18 protein-coding genes and 1 tRNA gene are annotated in these 15,937 nt (G+C 60.4%); 4 read left to right on the top strand and 15 right to left on the bottom strand.

From position 1 onward, the window contains the following. Positions 1 to 214: 214 nt before the first annotated feature. From BP846_RS05225 to BP846_RS05155, 15 genes are all read right to left on the bottom strand, one after another. A tRNA-Met gene (locus tag BP846_RS05225) sits at positions 215 to 325 on the bottom strand. 72 nt (positions 326 to 397) lie between these two features. Then, the gene (locus tag BP846_RS05220; protein WP_292393126.1) at positions 398 to 1,873 is read right to left on the bottom strand and encodes an acetyl-CoA carboxylase biotin carboxylase subunit; all 1,476 of its coding nucleotides are present in this window, start codon (positions 1,871 to 1,873) and stop codon (positions 398 to 400) included. 36 nt (positions 1,874 to 1,909) lie between these two features. Next, entirely contained in the window at positions 1,910 to 3,658 is a 1,749-nt protein-coding gene (oadA, locus tag BP846_RS05215; protein WP_292393124.1) for a sodium-extruding oxaloacetate decarboxylase subunit alpha, read from the bottom strand. A gap of 53 nt (positions 3,659 to 3,711) precedes the next feature. Beyond that, complete coding sequence (locus BP846_RS05210) at positions 3,712 to 4,365, bottom strand: hypothetical protein (RefSeq protein WP_292393122.1); 654 nt, start codon at positions 4,363 to 4,365, stop codon at positions 3,712 to 3,714. Next, a complete protein-coding gene (locus tag BP846_RS05205) occupies positions 4,347 to 5,078 on the bottom strand; it encodes an ATP-binding cassette domain-containing protein (RefSeq protein WP_292393120.1) in 732 nt (243 codons plus the stop codon). Before BP846_RS05205 ends, BP846_RS05210 begins: the two co-directional genes overlap by 19 nt. Beyond that, the gene (locus tag BP846_RS05200) at positions 5,042 to 5,713 is read right to left on the bottom strand and encodes an energy-coupling factor ABC transporter ATP-binding protein (protein ID WP_292393118.1); all 672 of its coding nucleotides are present in this window, start codon (positions 5,711 to 5,713) and stop codon (positions 5,042 to 5,044) included. Before BP846_RS05200 ends, BP846_RS05205 begins: the two co-directional genes overlap by 37 nt. Then, a complete protein-coding gene (locus BP846_RS05195) occupies positions 5,710 to 6,210 on the bottom strand; it encodes a biotin transporter BioY (RefSeq protein ID WP_292393117.1) in 501 nt (166 codons plus the stop codon). Before BP846_RS05195 ends, BP846_RS05200 begins: the two co-directional genes overlap by 4 nt. Positions 6,211 to 6,292: 82 nt before the next feature. Further along, positions 6,293 to 7,273 carry a biotin--[acetyl-CoA-carboxylase] ligase gene (locus BP846_RS05190; protein ID WP_292393115.1) on the bottom strand — a complete coding sequence of 327 codons (981 nt, stop codon included), beginning with the start codon at positions 7,271 to 7,273 and terminating at the stop codon, positions 6,293 to 6,295. A gap of 27 nt (positions 7,274 to 7,300) precedes the next feature. Next, entirely contained in the window at positions 7,301 to 8,347 is a 1,047-nt protein-coding gene (locus BP846_RS05185) for an RRXRR domain-containing protein (RefSeq protein ID WP_292393113.1), read from the bottom strand. A gap of 239 nt (positions 8,348 to 8,586) precedes the next feature. Then, complete coding sequence (locus tag BP846_RS05180; protein WP_292393162.1) at positions 8,587 to 9,009, bottom strand: DUF2111 domain-containing protein; 423 nt, start codon at positions 9,007 to 9,009, stop codon at positions 8,587 to 8,589. A gap of 31 nt (positions 9,010 to 9,040) precedes the next feature. Next, positions 9,041 to 9,619: a hypothetical protein gene (locus BP846_RS05175; protein WP_292393111.1), complete on the bottom strand. Its 579-nt coding sequence runs from the start codon at positions 9,617 to 9,619 to the stop codon at positions 9,041 to 9,043. Then, the gene (locus BP846_RS05170; protein WP_292393109.1) at positions 9,616 to 11,052 is read right to left on the bottom strand and encodes an RtcB family protein; all 1,437 of its coding nucleotides are present in this window, start codon (positions 11,050 to 11,052) and stop codon (positions 9,616 to 9,618) included. The genes BP846_RS05175 and BP846_RS05170 overlap by 4 nt, the downstream gene beginning before the upstream one ends. Positions 11,053 to 11,061: 9 nt before the next feature. Next, on the bottom strand, positions 11,062 to 11,469 hold the full coding sequence (locus BP846_RS05165; protein WP_292393107.1) for an archease: 408 nt from the start codon (positions 11,467 to 11,469) through the stop codon (positions 11,062 to 11,064). A gap of 3 nt (positions 11,470 to 11,472) precedes the next feature. Continuing rightward, entirely contained in the window at positions 11,473 to 11,742 is a 270-nt protein-coding gene (locus BP846_RS05160; protein WP_292393105.1) for a hypothetical protein, read from the bottom strand. A 53-nt stretch (positions 11,743 to 11,795) separates the two neighbouring features. Continuing rightward, positions 11,796 to 12,110 carry a DUF2551 domain-containing protein gene (locus BP846_RS05155; RefSeq protein WP_292393104.1) on the bottom strand — a complete coding sequence of 105 codons (315 nt, stop codon included), beginning with the start codon at positions 12,108 to 12,110 and terminating at the stop codon, positions 11,796 to 11,798. A gap of 397 nt (positions 12,111 to 12,507) precedes the next feature. Between BP846_RS05155 and BP846_RS05150 the strand changes: the two genes are divergently transcribed. The 4 genes from BP846_RS05150 to npdG all read left to right on the top strand — a co-directional run bounded on the left by BP846_RS05150 (position 12,508) and on the right by npdG (position 15,815). After that, positions 12,508 to 13,362: a protein translocase subunit SecF gene (locus BP846_RS05150; protein ID WP_292393102.1), complete on the top strand. Its 855-nt coding sequence runs from the start codon at positions 12,508 to 12,510 to the stop codon at positions 13,360 to 13,362. Next, entirely contained in the window at positions 13,359 to 14,819 is a 1,461-nt protein-coding gene (locus BP846_RS05145; protein WP_292393100.1) for a preprotein translocase subunit SecD, read from the top strand. The genes BP846_RS05150 and BP846_RS05145 overlap by 4 nt, the downstream gene beginning before the upstream one ends. Positions 14,820 to 14,880: 61 nt before the next feature. Next, positions 14,881 to 15,168 (top strand): thioredoxin family protein, encoded by a 288-nt coding sequence (locus BP846_RS05140; RefSeq protein WP_292393160.1) that lies wholly within the window; start codon positions 14,881 to 14,883, stop codon positions 15,166 to 15,168. After that, positions 15,165 to 15,815, top strand: coding sequence for an NADPH-dependent F420 reductase (npdG, locus tag BP846_RS05135; RefSeq protein WP_292393098.1), 651 nt, complete (start codon positions 15,165 to 15,167; stop codon positions 15,813 to 15,815). The genes BP846_RS05140 and npdG overlap by 4 nt, the downstream gene beginning before the upstream one ends. Positions 15,816 to 15,937 lie beyond the last annotated feature (122 nt).

Raw genomic sequence — 15,937 nt, 5'->3', positions numbered from 1 at the left:
CTAAGGTTGCCGGGAGTTCAGGTTCTATCTTTTTGATCTGTTTGTGGGCACGTGATGGAGAAAGATCCCATCATGCTCCACACACGGTGCCCCGATCAGCGCGGTATCGCGCTCTTGAAAAACTCTTTATCCCGGGAGCAGGGCAGGACCGTGAGAGAGCAACCTCAAAAGAAAAACGTTCTTTCAGAATTGGATTTTAAATCAACCGTTAAGATGCTGCGGGTGGGATCCGAACCCACGATTTCCAGATGTCCCAGGCTTGGACGCACCGTTTCTCTCGAAAACCCTATGAGTCTGGCGCCCTAACCGACTAGGCCACCGCAGCACACAAAGTGCATTATAACAATGGTGTATTGGCAAATAAACCTTATGCATCCCGGAAACATGAAGTGAGGGGTCACTTCATGTTTTTCCGCAGATACACATCGACCACCGCGGCGATCGCCGCCACTTCCTTCCCCTGCCGGAGCGATGCCGCCAGCGTCTGCATGCGCGTCTCCTCCTCGCGGAGGTAGCGGCGCAGGCTCGCTCCGATGTGCTCCTCCTGCAGGAAGTGCGTGTGCGTATCGCCGGCGATGAAGTGGGCGTTGTGCATGATTGCGTACTGGAGCGGAAGCGTCGTCTTCACGCCGAGGATGACATACTCGTAGATGGCCCGGCGCATCCGCTGGATGGTCTCCTCACGGTTGGACCCCCAGGCGCAGAGTTTGGATATCATCGAGTCGTAATGCGGAGGGATGGTGTAGCCCATGTGGATGCCGGAGTCGACCCGTATCCCCGGACCTCCCGGAGACCGGTAGCGGACAATCTTGCCCGGATCGGCGGTGAAGTTGTTCAACGGGTCCTCCGCGTTGATCCGGCACTCGATCGCATGCCCCCGGATGCTGACATCCTCCTGGTCCATCGAGAGTTCCTCACCGGCGGCGACAGCGATCTGCTGCTTCACGATATCGATCCCCGTGATGAACTCCGTGATGGTGTGCTCCACCTGCAGCCGGGTGTTCACCTCCATGAAGTAGTAGTTGCCGTTCGCGTAGAGGAACTCCACCGTGCCGGCGTTCTTGTAGTTCGCCGCCTTTGCGGCAGTGATGGCTGACGCCGTCATCCGCTCCCGGAGATCGGGCGTCATGATGGGGCAGGGCGCCTCCTCGAGCAGTTTCTGGTGCCGGCGCTGGATGGAACACTCCCGGTCGTAGAGGTGGAGGGTGTGTCCCTTCGCGTCGGCAAGGACCTGGATCTCGATATGGCGTGGTTTCGCGAGGTACTTCTCCACGAAGACCGTCGGGTCCCCGAAGGCGGACTCCGCGATCCGCATCCCCATGTCGATCGCCTCCTCGAGTTCCTCCTCGCACTCGACGATGTGCATACCGATACCGCCGCCGCCCGCGCTCGCCTTCACGACCACCGGGTAGCCGATCTCGGCGGCGACCTTCTTCGCCTCATCGAGACAGGTGACACCGTCCGGCGTGCCGGGAAGGACCGGAACACCGGCCTCGTGCATCATCCGCTTCGACCCAATCTTCGAGCCCAGCGCCTCGATCGTCTTCCACGAAGGCCCGATGAACGTCAGCCCTTCATCCTCGACAAGTTTTGCAAACCGATAGTTCTCAGCGAGGAACCCGTATCCCGGGTGGATCGCCTCAGCCCCGGACTTCCGGGCGATATCGCAGATCCGCTCCTTGTTGAGGTAACTTTTGGACGGGTGTGCCTCACCGACGCAGAAGGCTTCATCGGCGTACTTGACGTGGAGCGCATTCTTATCAGGCTCGGAGTAGATCGCAACCGTATCGATATCCAGCTCCCGGCAGGCGCGCATAACCCGGATGGCGACCTCGCCGCGGTTGGCGATCAGGATCTTGTCAAAATACTTCATCACGCAAGTTCTCTTTCTGGTAACCCGGGGCGGGCCTCATTCAATAATCATCAGCACGTCGCCATTCTGCACGACGTCCCCGGCATTCACAAAGATCTCCTCGACTGTGCCGTCACGCGGACTGCGGATGGGGTTCTCCATCTTCATCGCCTCAAGGACAATGAGTGTATCCCCCTTCCTGACGGCGTTCCCCTTCTGGGTCAGCACCTGCAGGACCATGCCCTGCATGTTGCTCTTAACGCCGCCGGCGACATCCCCTCGAGGGATCCTCTCCCTGGCGGCCGGGGCGGCCATCGGGACCGTGACCGAACTCCCCTCCACGGTGACGATCCGGACCGAGAAGATCTCGCCGTCCACCTCCACCTCCATGGAACTCGGAATCTCCGCAGTCCTCGCCGATTCGGCTGACGGTTTCGAGATCACTTCAGCCTGGCGCTCGCCCTTCAGGAACGACGGAGCGATGCTCGGGTAGAGGATGTAGGTGAGGACGTCCTCCTCCCTGGTGACCAGGCCCTGCTCCACAGCCTCCCCCCGCATCTGCTCGTATATAGGCATGAGAAGGTCCGCCGGGCGGACCGTGACCGGCTCCTCGTCGCCTATGATCAACTTCCGCACCTCGGGGCTGATCGGGGCGGGAGGGCGCCCGTAGAGGCCGAGGACGTAGTCCTTCACCTCCGTCGTCACGTTCCGGTAGCGTTCCCCACCCATGAGGACGTTAAAGACCGCCTGGGTGCCCACGATCTGGCTCGTCGGTGTCACAAGCGGCGGGTAACCGAGGTCCTTCCTCACCCGGGGGATCTCCAGGAACACCTCTTCCAGGCGGTCGAGCGCATCCTGCTCCTTTAACTGGGAGATGAGGTTGGATATCATGCCGCCCGGGAGCTGGTAGATCAGCACGTCGGAGTCGACCCTGTCTGCGATGGCGGAAAAGAGCGGTTCGTACTTCTCCCGCACCTCCCGGCAGACGTTGCGCACCTCCCGGAGCGCTATCAGGTCGATGCCGGTATCGCGCGACGTTCGGGAGACACTTGCGACAACGCTCTCCGTCGGGGGCTGGGAGGTCCCGAGCGCGAACGGCGACATCGCCGTATCGAGGATATCCACACCCGCATCGATCGCCGCCTGATAACTCAGGGGCGCGACGCCGCTCGTGCAGTGGGAGTGGAGGCAGACCTTGATGTCTACCGCCTTCTTGATCCCCGAAATCAGATCGCGGGCATCGTGGGGCATGATCAGCCCCGCCATGTCCTTGATGCAGATCGAGTCGCACCCGAGCGAGTAGAGGTCCTCCGCCATATCGATGAACGTCGCGACGGAGTGGACCGGGCTTGTCGTATAGGAGATCGCACCCTGCAGGTGCGCCCCGACGTTCCTGACCTCCTCCATCGCTTTGGTCATGTTCCGGATATCGTTGAGCGCATCAAAGACCCGGAAGATATCAACCCCGTTCCGCGCAGATGCATCTACGAACCTCTCCACCACGTCGTCGGGGTAATGCCGGTAGCCCACGAGGTTCTGGCCCCGCAGGAGCATCTGGATGGGAGTTCGCCGAAGCTCGGTCTTCAGCATCCGGAGGCGATCCCAGGGATCATCGTTGAGGAACCTGATGCAGCTGTCAAAGGTCGCCCCGCCCCAGGCTTCGACGGAGAAAAAACCCACGTTATCAATGGCGCGGGCAAGAGGGAGCATGTCTTCAGTCCGGAGCCTGGTGGCGATGAGCGACTGATGCGCGTCCCTAAGCGTGGTATCGGTGATATAGAGTGTATCAGATTTGGCAGCACACATCGAATTTTGCACCTCGAAGGGCTGAGGAGATTGCAATAAAGCCTCTAAAAAATTCACTGTAATAATATAAAAACGTCTCGAACTGGCAGGCAGGATAAAAGCCCGAGTATCACCGCCGATAGGGATGCCAGAATGTCTCGCGAGTCTGTTCTGAACAGGGGACATATCCGCCCTCCGAGCGTGTATCCCCGTACCACCAGCAGTCTGGCCATTTCATCGGCCCTCCGGATCTGGGCGACGATGAGCAGAGCAGCGATCGGCACGATCGAGCGAGCGCCGATTCGGATCCCCTTCAGCGCAAGTGCGACTTGTATCTGGTCGATGTCCTGCCGGATCACCGCCAGCCCCGTAAGCCCCATCTCTGCGATGAGCCCGATCTCGAACCCGATCCGGTCACCGAGGGCCCAGACAGCCACGGCAAGCATCTCTCCTTCCTCAGTCTCGGCATACGCCCACGCGGCAAGGAACAGGACCGCGACCATCCTGACCAGGTAGGAGACACCCGGGCCGCCTCCCCACCAGGAGACGAGCGCTGTGACGGCGATCATCGCAATGAGGGAAAGAAGCACGCCGGGCCGCGGGAGAGCCTTTGTGCGCGGCGTGAAGACGAGCCACCAGATCAGAGCGGCGACGGCGCCCGTCGTGCTCGCAAACGCAGCGAGCGAGAGGACCGCCGTGGATAGAAGTCTCAGCCTTGGGTCCTGCATAACGCCTCCTGTGCATCGGAAAGCCTGATGTTCTCCGGGCGGGCGCCCTGCTCCAGAGCATACGCAAGATACGGCGGAGCGTGCCGCCACCGGGAAATCGCCCCGGGCACGCTGCCGAGGGCGGTCAGAGTCCCGCCCTCCATCTCCCAGATGGTGTCCACCCGGGGGAGGACCGCGCGCTCGTGCGAGAAGATGATGGTGATACCCTCATCTCTCTCATCGATCATCCTGCAGGCTTTCCGTTTGGCGGCACAGTCGAGCGAACTGAATGGCTCATCCAGCATCAGCAGGTCCGGGTTCCGCATGACCGTGCAGGCCAGGGTCAGCCTTTTGAGTTCGCCGCGGGAGAGGTGGAACGGATCGGTGTCCCCGCGCCCGGCAAGGTCCGCCCGCGCGAGCACGTCGTCCGGCGCGAATCCCCAGGACCCGGCCTCTTCGGCAACGGTCGGGCAGGTGATGTGGTATTCGGGGAACTGCAGCAGGAGCAGGGCTGACGTTATCCCCTGCCGCCGGATCGCCCCGCTATCAGGACGGCTCAGTTCAGCGAGCAGAAGGGCCAGCGTCGATTTCCCGCTCCCCACCGGCCCGCTGACCAGGTGAACGCCCTCACCGAAGGTTCCACTGCCCCGGAGGGTGAACGGGCCCCGGGAGAAGAGAAGATCCTCGAGGTCTACCCTCACCGGCGGATCCTCCACATCGTGGGGTAGAAGCACGTCTCCTCGAGCCTCGTGAAGACCTCTTCGGGCGTGCCGTGGTGCCGGACCACACCTCCCGCCATAAAGAGGACGTAGTCCGCGAGAGCCGCAGTATCCATCGACTGTGTGCACCAGAGTGTGTGGGCCGCCGTGCTCTTCTGCACGGCACTCTGGACGCACGCTGCCGTCCCGGCGTCCAGGTGCGAGTCGGCCTCGTCCAGGATGAGCACCTCGGGGTCATCGACGCCGGCGGCAGCCAGCGCAACGAGGGCCTTCTCGCCCCCCGAGAGGGCCGAGACTTTCTTTTCGAGGAGGTGCGATATTCCAACCTGTGTGGCGGCCGCCCTGACCCGCTCGTCGGTCTCCCGGCAGGAGCGATGATGGAACCGGGGAGATGACGCGATCTCGTCGTATACCCGGGAGAAGAGGAGCGTCCGGTCGGGGAACTCCCCCACCCACCCGATCCTCACGGCGGACGGTGGCCTCCCGAGGAGCTGGACCGTTCCTCTCCGCGGTTCCTCGATACCGGAGCAGACCGCAAGAAGCGTCGTCTTGCCACTCCCGTTCGGCCCGATCACGGCGATATGACGCGCATCTACCGTGAGGTCGGGGATGTCGATGAGACGGTGCCGGAGATTGACGATACGGATCATGCCACCCGTTTTCCTATGGTGTATGCCGCCAGGACCTTCACTGCATCACCGATGATGAACGGGGCGACACCGAGAAGGGCCGCCTGAAGGAGCGAAAGCGACGCCGAGTATGAAAGCCATACGACACCGAAGAGGTAGATCGCACCGGTCGCCGCGATCAGCCCTGCGGCCCGGCACTTCGCCGATTGCTGTTCGTAGGCGAGCCCGGCGATGAGGGCGGCCGGGACAAAGCCGAGCAGGAACCCTCCCGTGGGACCGAGGAGCACCCCGAGGCCCGCCGTCCCGTTATGGAAGATCGGGAGGTTTGCCGCCCCAAGGAGCACGTAGAGGCCAACAGGGATCACGGCGTACCGATGCATGACGATCCCGGCAAGAAGCACAAAGAGGGTCTGGAGCGTGAGCGGGACCGGAGGTAGCGGTATGGATATCCAGCTTCCGGCAGCGATCAGCGCGATGAATGTGCCGCTGTAGGCAAGAATCTGAGCGCGGTGTTTCATGTCAACCCTTTTAAATTGGCGGGTTGACGATAAAAACCCTGTCAACCAAAAATTATGGGGTGGTGTACATACTCCCGGCGCTCTAGAGCTGGAAGCAGTCGCCGGCGATAACCCGCTCTATTCTTCCGTCGTCCTTGCGGATGATCAGGGCGCCGTGACTATCGATATCGATAGCCTCCCCCTCAAAGGTCTTGTTGATTGTCCTGATGGCCACCCGCTGGTCAAGCGTCAGGGAGAGGCTCTTCCACTCGCGGATGATGGAATCATACTCTCCATCCTCGAGCTGCTGGTAGCGCAGTTCGAACTCCCGCAGGATCCGGACGAGAAGCGCCACGCGGTCGACTTCGTGACCGACCTCCGCCTGGAGTGAGGTCACCGTCCCTCTCAGATTCGGCGGGAGGTCGACAAGCGATATGTTTGCGTCGATCCCTATCCCAAGAAGGCCGTAATGGACGGTATCCGCCTCCGCGGCGAGTTCCAGGAGTAGCCCGCCGACCTTCTTATCCCCGGCGAAGATGTCGTTGGGCCACTTGATGAGCGCACTGATGTTGTACTCCTTTCTGATGGCGCGGGCGATCGCGATCGACCCGGCCATGGTGAGCATGAAGAGGTGATCCATCGGGATCTTCGGCTTTAAGATGATGGTAACCCAGATGCCGCCGGCAGGTGAGACCCAGGCGCGCCCGAGCCTTCCGACCCCGCCGGTCTGCTCTTCGGCGACGATCACCATGCCGTGCAGTTTCTCAGGATCGGTCTCGTTCGCGAGCTGCTTTGCGATCCAGCTCGTGGAAGCAGTGCGATCAAAGTGGCGGATCTGCTTACCGATGGACCGGGTGCGGAGCCGCTTATTGATTTCGTATGGGAGGAGTTTGTTGGTCGTCACCTCGAGGCGGTAGCCTTCTGCCCGGGACGACGATATGCCGTATCCTAATCTCCGGAGCTCGCGTATCTGTTTCCAGACGGCCGAACGGGTGACACCCAGCTGCTCTGCAATCCGCTCGCCCGAGATCGGGCCGGGGGATTCTTCGAGAATCTTCAGTACGTTGATTGCCGTGTCCTTCATCTTCTTTCAGGCAGGAGATCCCGGTCTTCAGGCCGGGGAGGAATGCCGTCTGCCTGTCCCGGCATACAGTTGTGTTCTCCAGGCGATACGAGTCAGGATCGTACAATCCTCTACCTTTGCGTTCTGGGTCACCCGCTTCCCGGTGACCGCGCTATGCAACGATACCCTTCCTTTCAGGGTTCCTCCAAGGTACGTCAACCCATGTTTGATGTGCCGGACCAGCGTTCCCCGGGAAAACCCCAGAGATCTGGTTCCCCCGTAGGGTTTACGATTTCCTCCTTTCTCCGGCTGCAACCGGTGCAACTGCCGGCGGAAGAACCGGATCGGTGCCCAGTAGTACAATCCCCGTTCAGTTGGGTGCTCCGCACCCGAGACGTCGGCTGCCATCACCCACGCATCGACCGCGTGGGCGGCAAAAACCTGCTTGCTCTTCTGCCGGGTCTTCTTCAGGCCAAACCGTTCACGGAGTTCTTTTGTCTCATACCCTGCATGCAGGTGTAGATCGAGTCCGCGATCTCGGATCGTCCGATAGAACCATTGTTTCCCGACCTCCAGCGGGGAGAAGTTTGTGTTCCACCAGGTGCAGTTCTTCTTTGTTCCAGCAGCGACATCCTCTACGACCACATCGGTGATCGGGAGGACCTTGCGCAGTTGCTCAAGGATCCGGATCTTGGCGTTCCACCGGGCGAATGTACTTGGGGGGAGAGCCTCCTTGTTTCTCGACCGGTTGTTGAACCGGGCGGGGCGCCGCCAGCACTTCCGGTGCCGCCGGGCTCGACGCATGGTTCTCCGTACTTCAACTGCTTTCTTGACATGCTTGGGGGCCTCCGACATCCCGTTCAAGACGGTTTCTTTGGTCCCGACCACCGACCAGCCCTCGAAGGAACTGCCGGGGTCGATCCCGACAACCAGCGACCGGTTGTCAGGCTCAACCGTGTAAGTCAGGATGATGCAGAAGATGCCGAGCTTGTTCCAGTACGGTTTCGCCTTCCCCTGCTTGAGGAGCAGGCGAGCTCGTGTGGGAGTGGTCGGCATCAACGGCGTCCTGTGCGTGTCCATAACTGGTACTCGCATGAGATTATCTCCTCCCGGTCAAACCGGGGTTGCATTTCCCTTCGGAGGGGCGAGACGGGCTTAGTACCCCGAGAGGTACGTCGGGTTCGGCGTGCCCGGAAGAGGGCAGAGCTAGGGAGACACTCTGCCGTTCTTGTAGCCCGTAACGCTGCTGCAATTGCTTGCCTCCTAGTCTACTGTTTGGTCTCGCTGAGCCGTTCGCGAAGCCCCGCACTTCAGGGCGGGGTAGTTGACGTACATTACCTTTTCGCTGCAGGCGACTCAGTCGGGAGCGGGCAGGGATCCCTGCCGCATACCTGTCTTCGGATCTCCGCGCTCTGCTCCATGAAACCCGCCAGATCAAAGATGCCGGTCACATCGACGATGCCGATCGCACCGATAGCCCCGCCTTTGCCGTCTCTCACCGGCGCTACCACCACCGGGATACCCTGGTAAGGGCCCGCTGGAGGCCTGACCCTCAATGTGGCGTTCTCAACCAGGACTTCTTCGAGAATGGGGCCCGTGTAGGCCTCGTCGATAACCTTTCCGTCCTCGATCCTGATCCCCGGATGGTCACGGGACCGTGCCGTGACAGGCAGATGGCCGAGCAGATCATGGATGCACATCATGACGGGAGCGAGATCGCGCGCTGTCGAGGAGGCAGAGATGACGTATTGCTCCATGGTCATATCTATATTTTTCATCATGTTATAGCTAGAATAAGGTTTCCCTCTCGCCGCAGGAGAACTCCTTGAGGAATTCGCGTGACGGGTATTCATGGATGCTGGAGACCAGAATCATGCCGTCACCGATCGCCTTTCCAATCAGGAGCGCCTCGCCGGTAGCCGAGACGGCAAGCGTCTCCCCGCCGTGGGCCGGGAAAGAGCCGTCGCACTCGACAGCGGTATGGTCATACCCGGCGAAGAGGGATGAATAGTTACTCTCTCTGGTGAACCGGACGGCACGCGGCCCATACGCGAACGTGTAGGTTACCGGGAACGGGAGCCAGTCGTAGGCGTCCTCTCGCGGGCACCCCGCGCCGAAGACCAGCAGTCGCCCGCCGTTCTCGACGAAACGGCGGATGCGCCTCTCTGCAGCCCGGAGCGCCGGGAGGAGGTTCGAGTAGGCCGGATTTGCAAACCCCGTCGGCACGATGAGCGCAACAAACCTCCCGCGCCAGAAGGGGGAGGCGAGCATGTAGGGGTTGACCGTCTCGCAGCAGGCGCCGCAGTCCTCGATGAGGCGCGAGAACATGAGGGGGCTGTCCCAGAGCAGCCCGATTCTGCAGGTCACCCCTTGATCACCCCAAGCGGGTCCAGCCGGGCGACAATACCCGAGAGGCCCGCTTCGTGCACGACGCGCACCACTTCATGGCTCGGCTTATAGACTTCGGGCGCCTCTTCCGCGAGGACGGAGTCGTGGGAAGCGCGTACCAGGATACCTTCTTTTGCGAGTTGCTCCCGGAGTTCTTTTCCCCTGACCTCTTTCTTCGCCTGCGACCGGCTGAGCACCCTGCCGGCGCCATGGCAGGTGCTCCCCCAGGTTTTCTGCATTGCGATCGTCGTGCCGTGGAGGAGGTAGGAGGACGTCCCCATGCTCCCGGGGATGATCACCGGCTGCCCGACCGCGGCATACTCGTGGGGGATACCCGGGGCATTCGGGCCGAACGCCCGCGTCGCGCCTTTGCGGTGGACGCAGACCTCCATCGACGCGCCGTCGACGTCGTGACGCTCGAACTTGGCGACGTTGTGCGCGACATCGTAGATGAGCCGCATCTCGTCGTAGTCGATCCCGTACATCTGCGCGAACACTTTCCGGGCCTCGTGCATGATGACCTGCCGGTTTGTCCAGGCATAATTTGCAGCGCAGACCATGCCGCCGTAGTAGGCGCGGCCTTCCGGGGAGTCGATCGGAGCGCAGGCAAGCTGCCGGTCGGGGAGCAGTATCCCGTACTTCCCGAGCGCGCGCTCGAGTAGCCGTAAATGGTCGGTGGCGACCTGGTGGCCGAGGCCCCGCGAGCCGCAATGGACCATGAAACAGACCTGCCCCTCAGTGATCCCATAGACCTTTGCCGCTTCCGGATCGATGATCTCCCTCACCACCTGGACCTCCAGGAAGTGGTTTCCCGCGCCGAGCGTCCCGAGCTGCGGCAGGCCACGCTGGCGCGCTTTGGCACTGACGGCTCCTGGGTCTGCGCCCGGCATCGCGCCCTCTTCCTCACACCGGATGAGGTCCGCCCCGGTACCGAGCCCGCGCTCAACCGCCCACCGCGCGCCGCTCACCATGATATCAGCCAGCTCCTTATTCGAGACCCGCAGGGTGCTCTTTGCACCCACACCCGTCGGCACGGCAGCAAAGAGCCTCTCGATCAGATCCCGTTTCCTGCCGGCGAGATCGGTCTCGGTCAGGGGTGTCGTGATCAACCGGACGCCGCAGTTGATGTCGAACCCGACCCCCCCGGGAGATATGACCCCCTCGGTCATGTCAAACGCGGCGACACCGCCGATGGGAAACCCGTATCCCCAGTGGATATCGGGCATGGCAAGTGAATGCTTCACAATCCCGGGCAAGGTTGCGACGTTAGCGAGCTGGCGGACGGCCCCCTCTTCGAGTGTCTCCGCGAGGGCCCGGGAGAGGAAGAAACGCCCCGGTACCCGCATATTGGGGACATATCCAACGGGGACCTCCCATTCGAGATCTCCAATCTGGTTGATTCCTTCAAGCATATCGATCCCTCAGATATCGAAGATAATGTCCACGACATAGGCCTCTTCTTCTTTAACGATTTCGAGCCCGAAGTAGGATACACCCTTGATGAGCGCCCCCGCGGAGTGCCGCGCGGGGTCGAAGGGCTCGCCCCTGATGGCAGCGGAGAGCCGGGTGCCCTGGATATCGACGTCAAAGGTGCAGAAAACGATGTTCTCGACGTCGGTGATGAAGAGCAGCTCCGAGAGGTAGTCGATGAGGAGGGACTCCAGGTCCTCCGCTGCGAGGGAGATCTGCCTCTCGATGCCCCGGTCCTCGCAGGGGCCGTACATAACATGGAACAGGGCCCGGCCTGCATCGGAGAAGACCTCGGTTATGGTTGTGCCCCGCACCCGCATGAGGACGTCGGCGGTATGGTCCAGTTCTTCGAAACTCATGGTTTAGAAATCTTCATAGAATATGGGAATCATTCCCCTGTGGATGGAGTCGATGTAGCGGGCCTGGTACTTCGATATATAGACGGTATAATCGCCGACAGGAACCTGCAGGTCGGTCGCCTTCGGCGGTTTTACTGATGTCGGAAGGAGGATTGGGCCGCTGCAGGCTGTGCTCACCCTGAAGTCGCGTTTTCTCTGGAGAACATACGATCGGACGTCATCCGTGACATATATGCTCCGTGATGGTTCTGGCTCCCTTGTATCGCTCTGCATGGTAGTCCTTCATATTGGTTCTGGGTGTAAAAAAAGAGGTATGGTTTTTGAGTTTACGTCGTTCCCAGGATATTTGCCACCACGTCCACGTACTGGTCTTTCAACTCGTAGATGGTGTTTGTTCCCTCTGCGTTTCGCCTCACATGCAGGATGCCTATCCGGGACGCGATGATGCCTACCATGGATGCGACGGAGTGGTAACTGGTGGAGAACTGCTCCTGCAACTTCTCGTAGATCTGGGGTATGGTCAGAGATTTCACTTTTACGAAGAGGTTGAGCAGTTCATGCCGGATTCCGTCCCGGTCCCGTGAGAGATAACCTTTGAGTCGAGTTTCTATCTCTTTTTTGAGCTCATAGGGTGATCTCATATGTGCTTGTGATTCGGTATTTTATATATATCTTTTCTTTTCAGTCATTTAATCGGAGATTATGCCAGGAGGACGACAATTGTCTGACGAAATGGGATATCGGCAGACGTTGAAACTCCATTATCCTGGAAAGGACTATTACAGGGCGTGATCTCCTGCACAGGAAGTACATGCCCACCTCTATGGTCCCTCCCCGGTACACTTCCCGTGCAGTGCTGCCCCCCCACCTACCACGAGCGATGGACTGACGGCAGGAGTTTTGGAGCACCCGGGACTTTCGAGTTCGCTCCTCCGCGGGGTGATCACGGGACGCTGCAACTTTATCCGGAGAAACCCAATTCCTGCTTAATATCCATGAGTAACCCTTTAACCTTTCACAATCGTACACTGATACAGCATGGAATTTGCCAGATATGACATCAACAAATACTCTCCGCGGCAGATGGTAGCGCTGCCCCTCGTTCTTCTCCTCCTTGCCGGGATCCTGCTTGGCTACACCACGCTCACCACCGGCCTGCCCTTAAAACCGGGCATCGACTTTGTGGGAGGAACGGCGGTCACCGCATTCACCTCTGACAGCAGAGAGACAATAGAGGCGACCTTCTCGGGGTATCCACTCTTATCGGTGGGCGAGGGGATCGGCGGCGGGAAGTACATCCAGTTCGGCCCCATGGACGACGCCCGGTACCAGAGCCTCGTTGCGCTCATCAACGAGAAGTATCCTGATGCGAAGGTGGACCAGATCGGCGAGACGTTCGGAAAGACGCTCCAGAGCCAGGCTTTCCTCGCCCTGCTCTTCTCGTTCATCGGGATGTCCATCGTGGTTCTCATAGCGTTCAGGAACCTGGTGCCGGCGGGGGCGGTCGTCCTTGCGGCCTTCGCCGACATTGCCGTCACCGCCGCGATCATGCAGGTCATCGGCATTCCGCTCTCCCTCGGGACAACGGCAGCCCTGCTGATGCTGATAGGGTACTCCGTGGACAGCGACATCCTGCTGACCACGCGCCTCCTGAAGCGCAAGGGGAAACTTGACGAGAAACTCGCCGGGGCCTTCAGGACCGGGATCATCATGACAACGACGACGCTTGCGGCTATCGCTGCCATGTGGGTCGTCTCCACGGCGGGGCAGGTCCAGATCATCAGCGAGATCGCAAGCGTCCTCCTCATCGGGCTCTTCGTCGATATGATGAACACCTGGATGCTGAACGCCGGGATTCTCAAGGAGTACATCCTCCGGGGCGGTAAGAAATGAATAGAGAAGCCATCATAAACCTCGTCAAGGACTGGCGGGTTGCCCTGCTGCTCGTGCTGGTCATCGGTTCCCTCGCAGGCATCTACCTGACCCCCCCGGACCTGCAGAAGGGGCTTGAGGGGAACCTCCAGTTTGGCCTCGACCTCCAGGGCGGTTCCTGGCTGCAGATGGAGTTCCAGTCTGTAATCGTTGCCTATTCGACCGATAAGCCGGTCGGAGACCTCGTAGATAATCTGCAGAAGAGCCTGGAAGCAGATGTCATCCAGATCGACCAGAACCATCTGGAGATCAGAAAGAGCGTCTCGCGTGCCGATCTCGAACCGCTATTCGCGGCATCGGGTGCGAAGATCGTCGGCTACCAGGAAGGCGTTTCCTCCTTCACCGCGGATGAGGTGAAACGGATCCTCAACGATAAGGTGAACGCCCTCGGCATGCAGGATGCAAGGATCAACCTGCTCACCCCGACGGGAAGCGAGTACCCGCAGTACGTACGGATAGAACTTGCCGGCGTGGATATGGAGACAGCGCAGGAGATCGTCGGCAAACAGGGTATGTTCGAGATCCGGATCCAGACAACAGGAAACGAGACCGAGCATGTCCTCTTCGGCGACCAGATCACCAGCGTCGGCGTGCCGCAGAGGGATCCCGAGTACCAGACATGGGGCGTCGGATTCGCGCTCACTGAGGCGGGCGCCCAGGCGTTCCGTGAGGCTGCCCTCAAACAGGGGGCAGTCGATAACCCGGGAGCCCACCATCTCGTGATGCTCCTCGACAACAAGACCGTCTACAGCGCCCCCCTCGCCGGGGACCTCGCAGCACAGCTCCGGTCGGGCCCGGTCAGGTCGCTCTCGGCCACCACCGGAACCGGCGATGCCGGGCTTGATGACGCAATGACGCTCGAGATCCACCTGCGGGCCGGTGCTCTGCCGGTGAAAGTGGATGTGGTCGGGTCCGGTTCCGTCCCGGCGGCGCTCGGTGAGCACTTCAAGACAACGGTCGTCCTTGCCGGGCTGCTCGCGCTGCTCACCGTCGGGGTCGTCGTCTACTACCGCTACCGCGAGCCGTTGATCGTACTCCCGATGCTCGCCATCAACCTCGCTGAGATCATCATCCTGCTCGGCATTGCCCGGTTCATCCAGCAACTTGATCTCGCCGCCATCGCCGGCCTGATAGCCGTGGTGGGCACCGGCATCGACCAGCTCGTCATCATCACGGACGAGGTTCTCCACGAAGGGCGTGTCCCGTCGCAGAACCTCTACATGAAGCGGTATGGGCGAGCCCTCGGGATCATCGCCGTGTCTGCAGCGACGGTCTTCATTGCCATGCTCCCGCTGGCGCTGATGGACCTCTCCACCCTCAGAGGCTTTGCCATCATTACCATGCTCGGTGTCCTGATCGGTATCCTGGTCACAAGGCCCGCGTACGGGAAGGTTATCATGGCGATCCTCTCAAAATAACAACCCTACAACAACATTTATTGCCCCGTTCACACACAATGTGTGAATGGGGTACAGCCTTATGGGAAAACCGATTTTAATGGACTTCTTTGCCGAGTGGTGCGGTCCGTGCCACCAGCAGTCACCGATCATCGATGAGCTCAAAATGAGAATGGGCGATCAGGTCGAGATCAAAAAGATCGATGTCGGTGTCGACTCCGAACAGACACGACAGTATGCCGCGAAATACGACATCCAGTTCGTACCCACGCTCATCATCGAGAAAGACGGGAAGCTCGTCCAGAAACTGGTGGGCGTTCAGGACCTCAAAAGCCTTGAGAGCATCTTAAAGCCGCTGGTGGGGCAGTGAAGATCGGCATCGTTGGCGGAACCGGCGATATCGGCGAGGGCATGGCGCTCCGGCTCTCTCCGAACTACGACGTGATTGTGGGGTCGCGTGAGGAGACAAAGGCGATCGCAACCTGTGATACCTGCCGGGAGACCTTGCAGGTGCGGGGGCTGGAGTGCAGCCTCGCCGGCGTCACCAACCAGAACGCGGTCGACGAGGCGGATATCGTCGTCCTTGCGATACCCTTCAAGCATGTGGCCCCGACTCTGAAGGCCCTGACCGGGTTTGAGGATAAGATCGTCGTCAGCCCTGTCAACCCGATCGAACGAACGACCTACTTCTACTACGCCCCCCCGCCGGAGGGCTCCGCGGCGATGATGATCAAGGGGATGCTTCCTCCGAGCGCGACCGTCTGTGCGGCGTTCAACAACGTCGCCGCAAACAAGTGGCAGATGCTCGATGAGGAACTCGACTACTCCGTCGCCGTCTGCTGTGATGACGACGGTGCAAAACAGAAGGTCATGGACCTCGTCAACAGCGTATCAAGCCTCCGCGCCTACGATGCGGGGCCGCTTGCGGCAGCATCCATCGTCGAGAGCGTCACACCCCTCCTCCTCAACATCGCCCGCTTTAACAGGATGAGGGACGTAGGCGTCAAATTTGTATAAGGTCACATTATTTTCCTGGATCCGTGTGGAGGAGTGAGGGGGCTTGCCCGGTGGCGGAAAACCGCCTCCGGGAGGCGAGTAGGGGGACGGCGCGTTCACTTCCGCACAGGTTTCAGTTTGCG

The sequence above is a fragment of the Methanoculleus sp. UBA303 genome (genome assembly GCA_002501655.1).
GTDB lineage: Archaea > Halobacteriota > Methanomicrobia > Methanomicrobiales > Methanoculleaceae > Methanoculleus.
The sequence above is the reverse complement of the archived record's forward strand: the minus strand, read 5'-3'. Positions and strand labels throughout refer to the sequence as shown.

Excerpts from the sequence above, each read along its gene's own strand:
- BP846_RS05220 (WP_292393126.1), bottom strand. The coding sequence starts at position 1,873 with ATGAAGTATTTTGACAAGATCCTGATCGCCAACCGCGGCGAGGTCGCC.
- oadA (WP_292393124.1), bottom strand. The coding sequence starts at position 3,658 with ATGTGTGCTGCCAAATCTGATACACTCTATATCACCGATACCACGCTT.
- BP846_RS05210 (WP_292393122.1), bottom strand. The coding sequence starts at position 4,365 with ATGCAGGACCCAAGGCTGAGACTTCTATCCACGGCGGTCCTCTCGCTC.
- BP846_RS05200 (WP_292393118.1), bottom strand. The coding sequence starts at position 5,713 with ATGATCCGTATCGTCAATCTCCGGCACCGTCTCATCGACATCCCCGAC.
- BP846_RS05195 (WP_292393117.1), bottom strand. The coding sequence starts at position 6,210 with ATGAAACACCGCGCTCAGATTCTTGCCTACAGCGGCACATTCATCGCG.
- BP846_RS05190 (WP_292393115.1), bottom strand. The coding sequence starts at position 7,273 with ATGAAGGACACGGCAATCAACGTACTGAAGATTCTCGAAGAATCCCCC.
- BP846_RS05185 (WP_292393113.1), bottom strand. The coding sequence starts at position 8,347 with ATGCGAGTACCAGTTATGGACACGCACAGGACGCCGTTGATGCCGACC.
- BP846_RS05180 (WP_292393162.1), bottom strand. The coding sequence starts at position 9,009 with ATGGAGCAATACGTCATCTCTGCCTCCTCGACAGCGCGCGATCTCGCT.
- BP846_RS05170 (WP_292393109.1), bottom strand. The coding sequence starts at position 11,052 with ATGCTTGAAGGAATCAACCAGATTGGAGATCTCGAATGGGAGGTCCCC.
- BP846_RS05165 (WP_292393107.1), bottom strand. The coding sequence starts at position 11,469 with ATGAGTTTCGAAGAACTGGACCATACCGCCGACGTCCTCATGCGGGTG.
- BP846_RS05160 (WP_292393105.1), bottom strand. The coding sequence starts at position 11,742 with ATGCAGAGCGATACAAGGGAGCCAGAACCATCACGGAGCATATATGTC.
- BP846_RS05155 (WP_292393104.1), bottom strand. The coding sequence starts at position 12,110 with ATGAGATCACCCTATGAGCTCAAAAAAGAGATAGAAACTCGACTCAAA.
- BP846_RS05150 (WP_292393102.1), top strand. The coding sequence starts at position 12,508 with ATGGAATTTGCCAGATATGACATCAACAAATACTCTCCGCGGCAGATG.
- BP846_RS05145 (WP_292393100.1), top strand. The coding sequence starts at position 13,359 with ATGAATAGAGAAGCCATCATAAACCTCGTCAAGGACTGGCGGGTTGCC.
- BP846_RS05140 (WP_292393160.1), top strand. The coding sequence starts at position 14,881 with ATGGGAAAACCGATTTTAATGGACTTCTTTGCCGAGTGGTGCGGTCCG.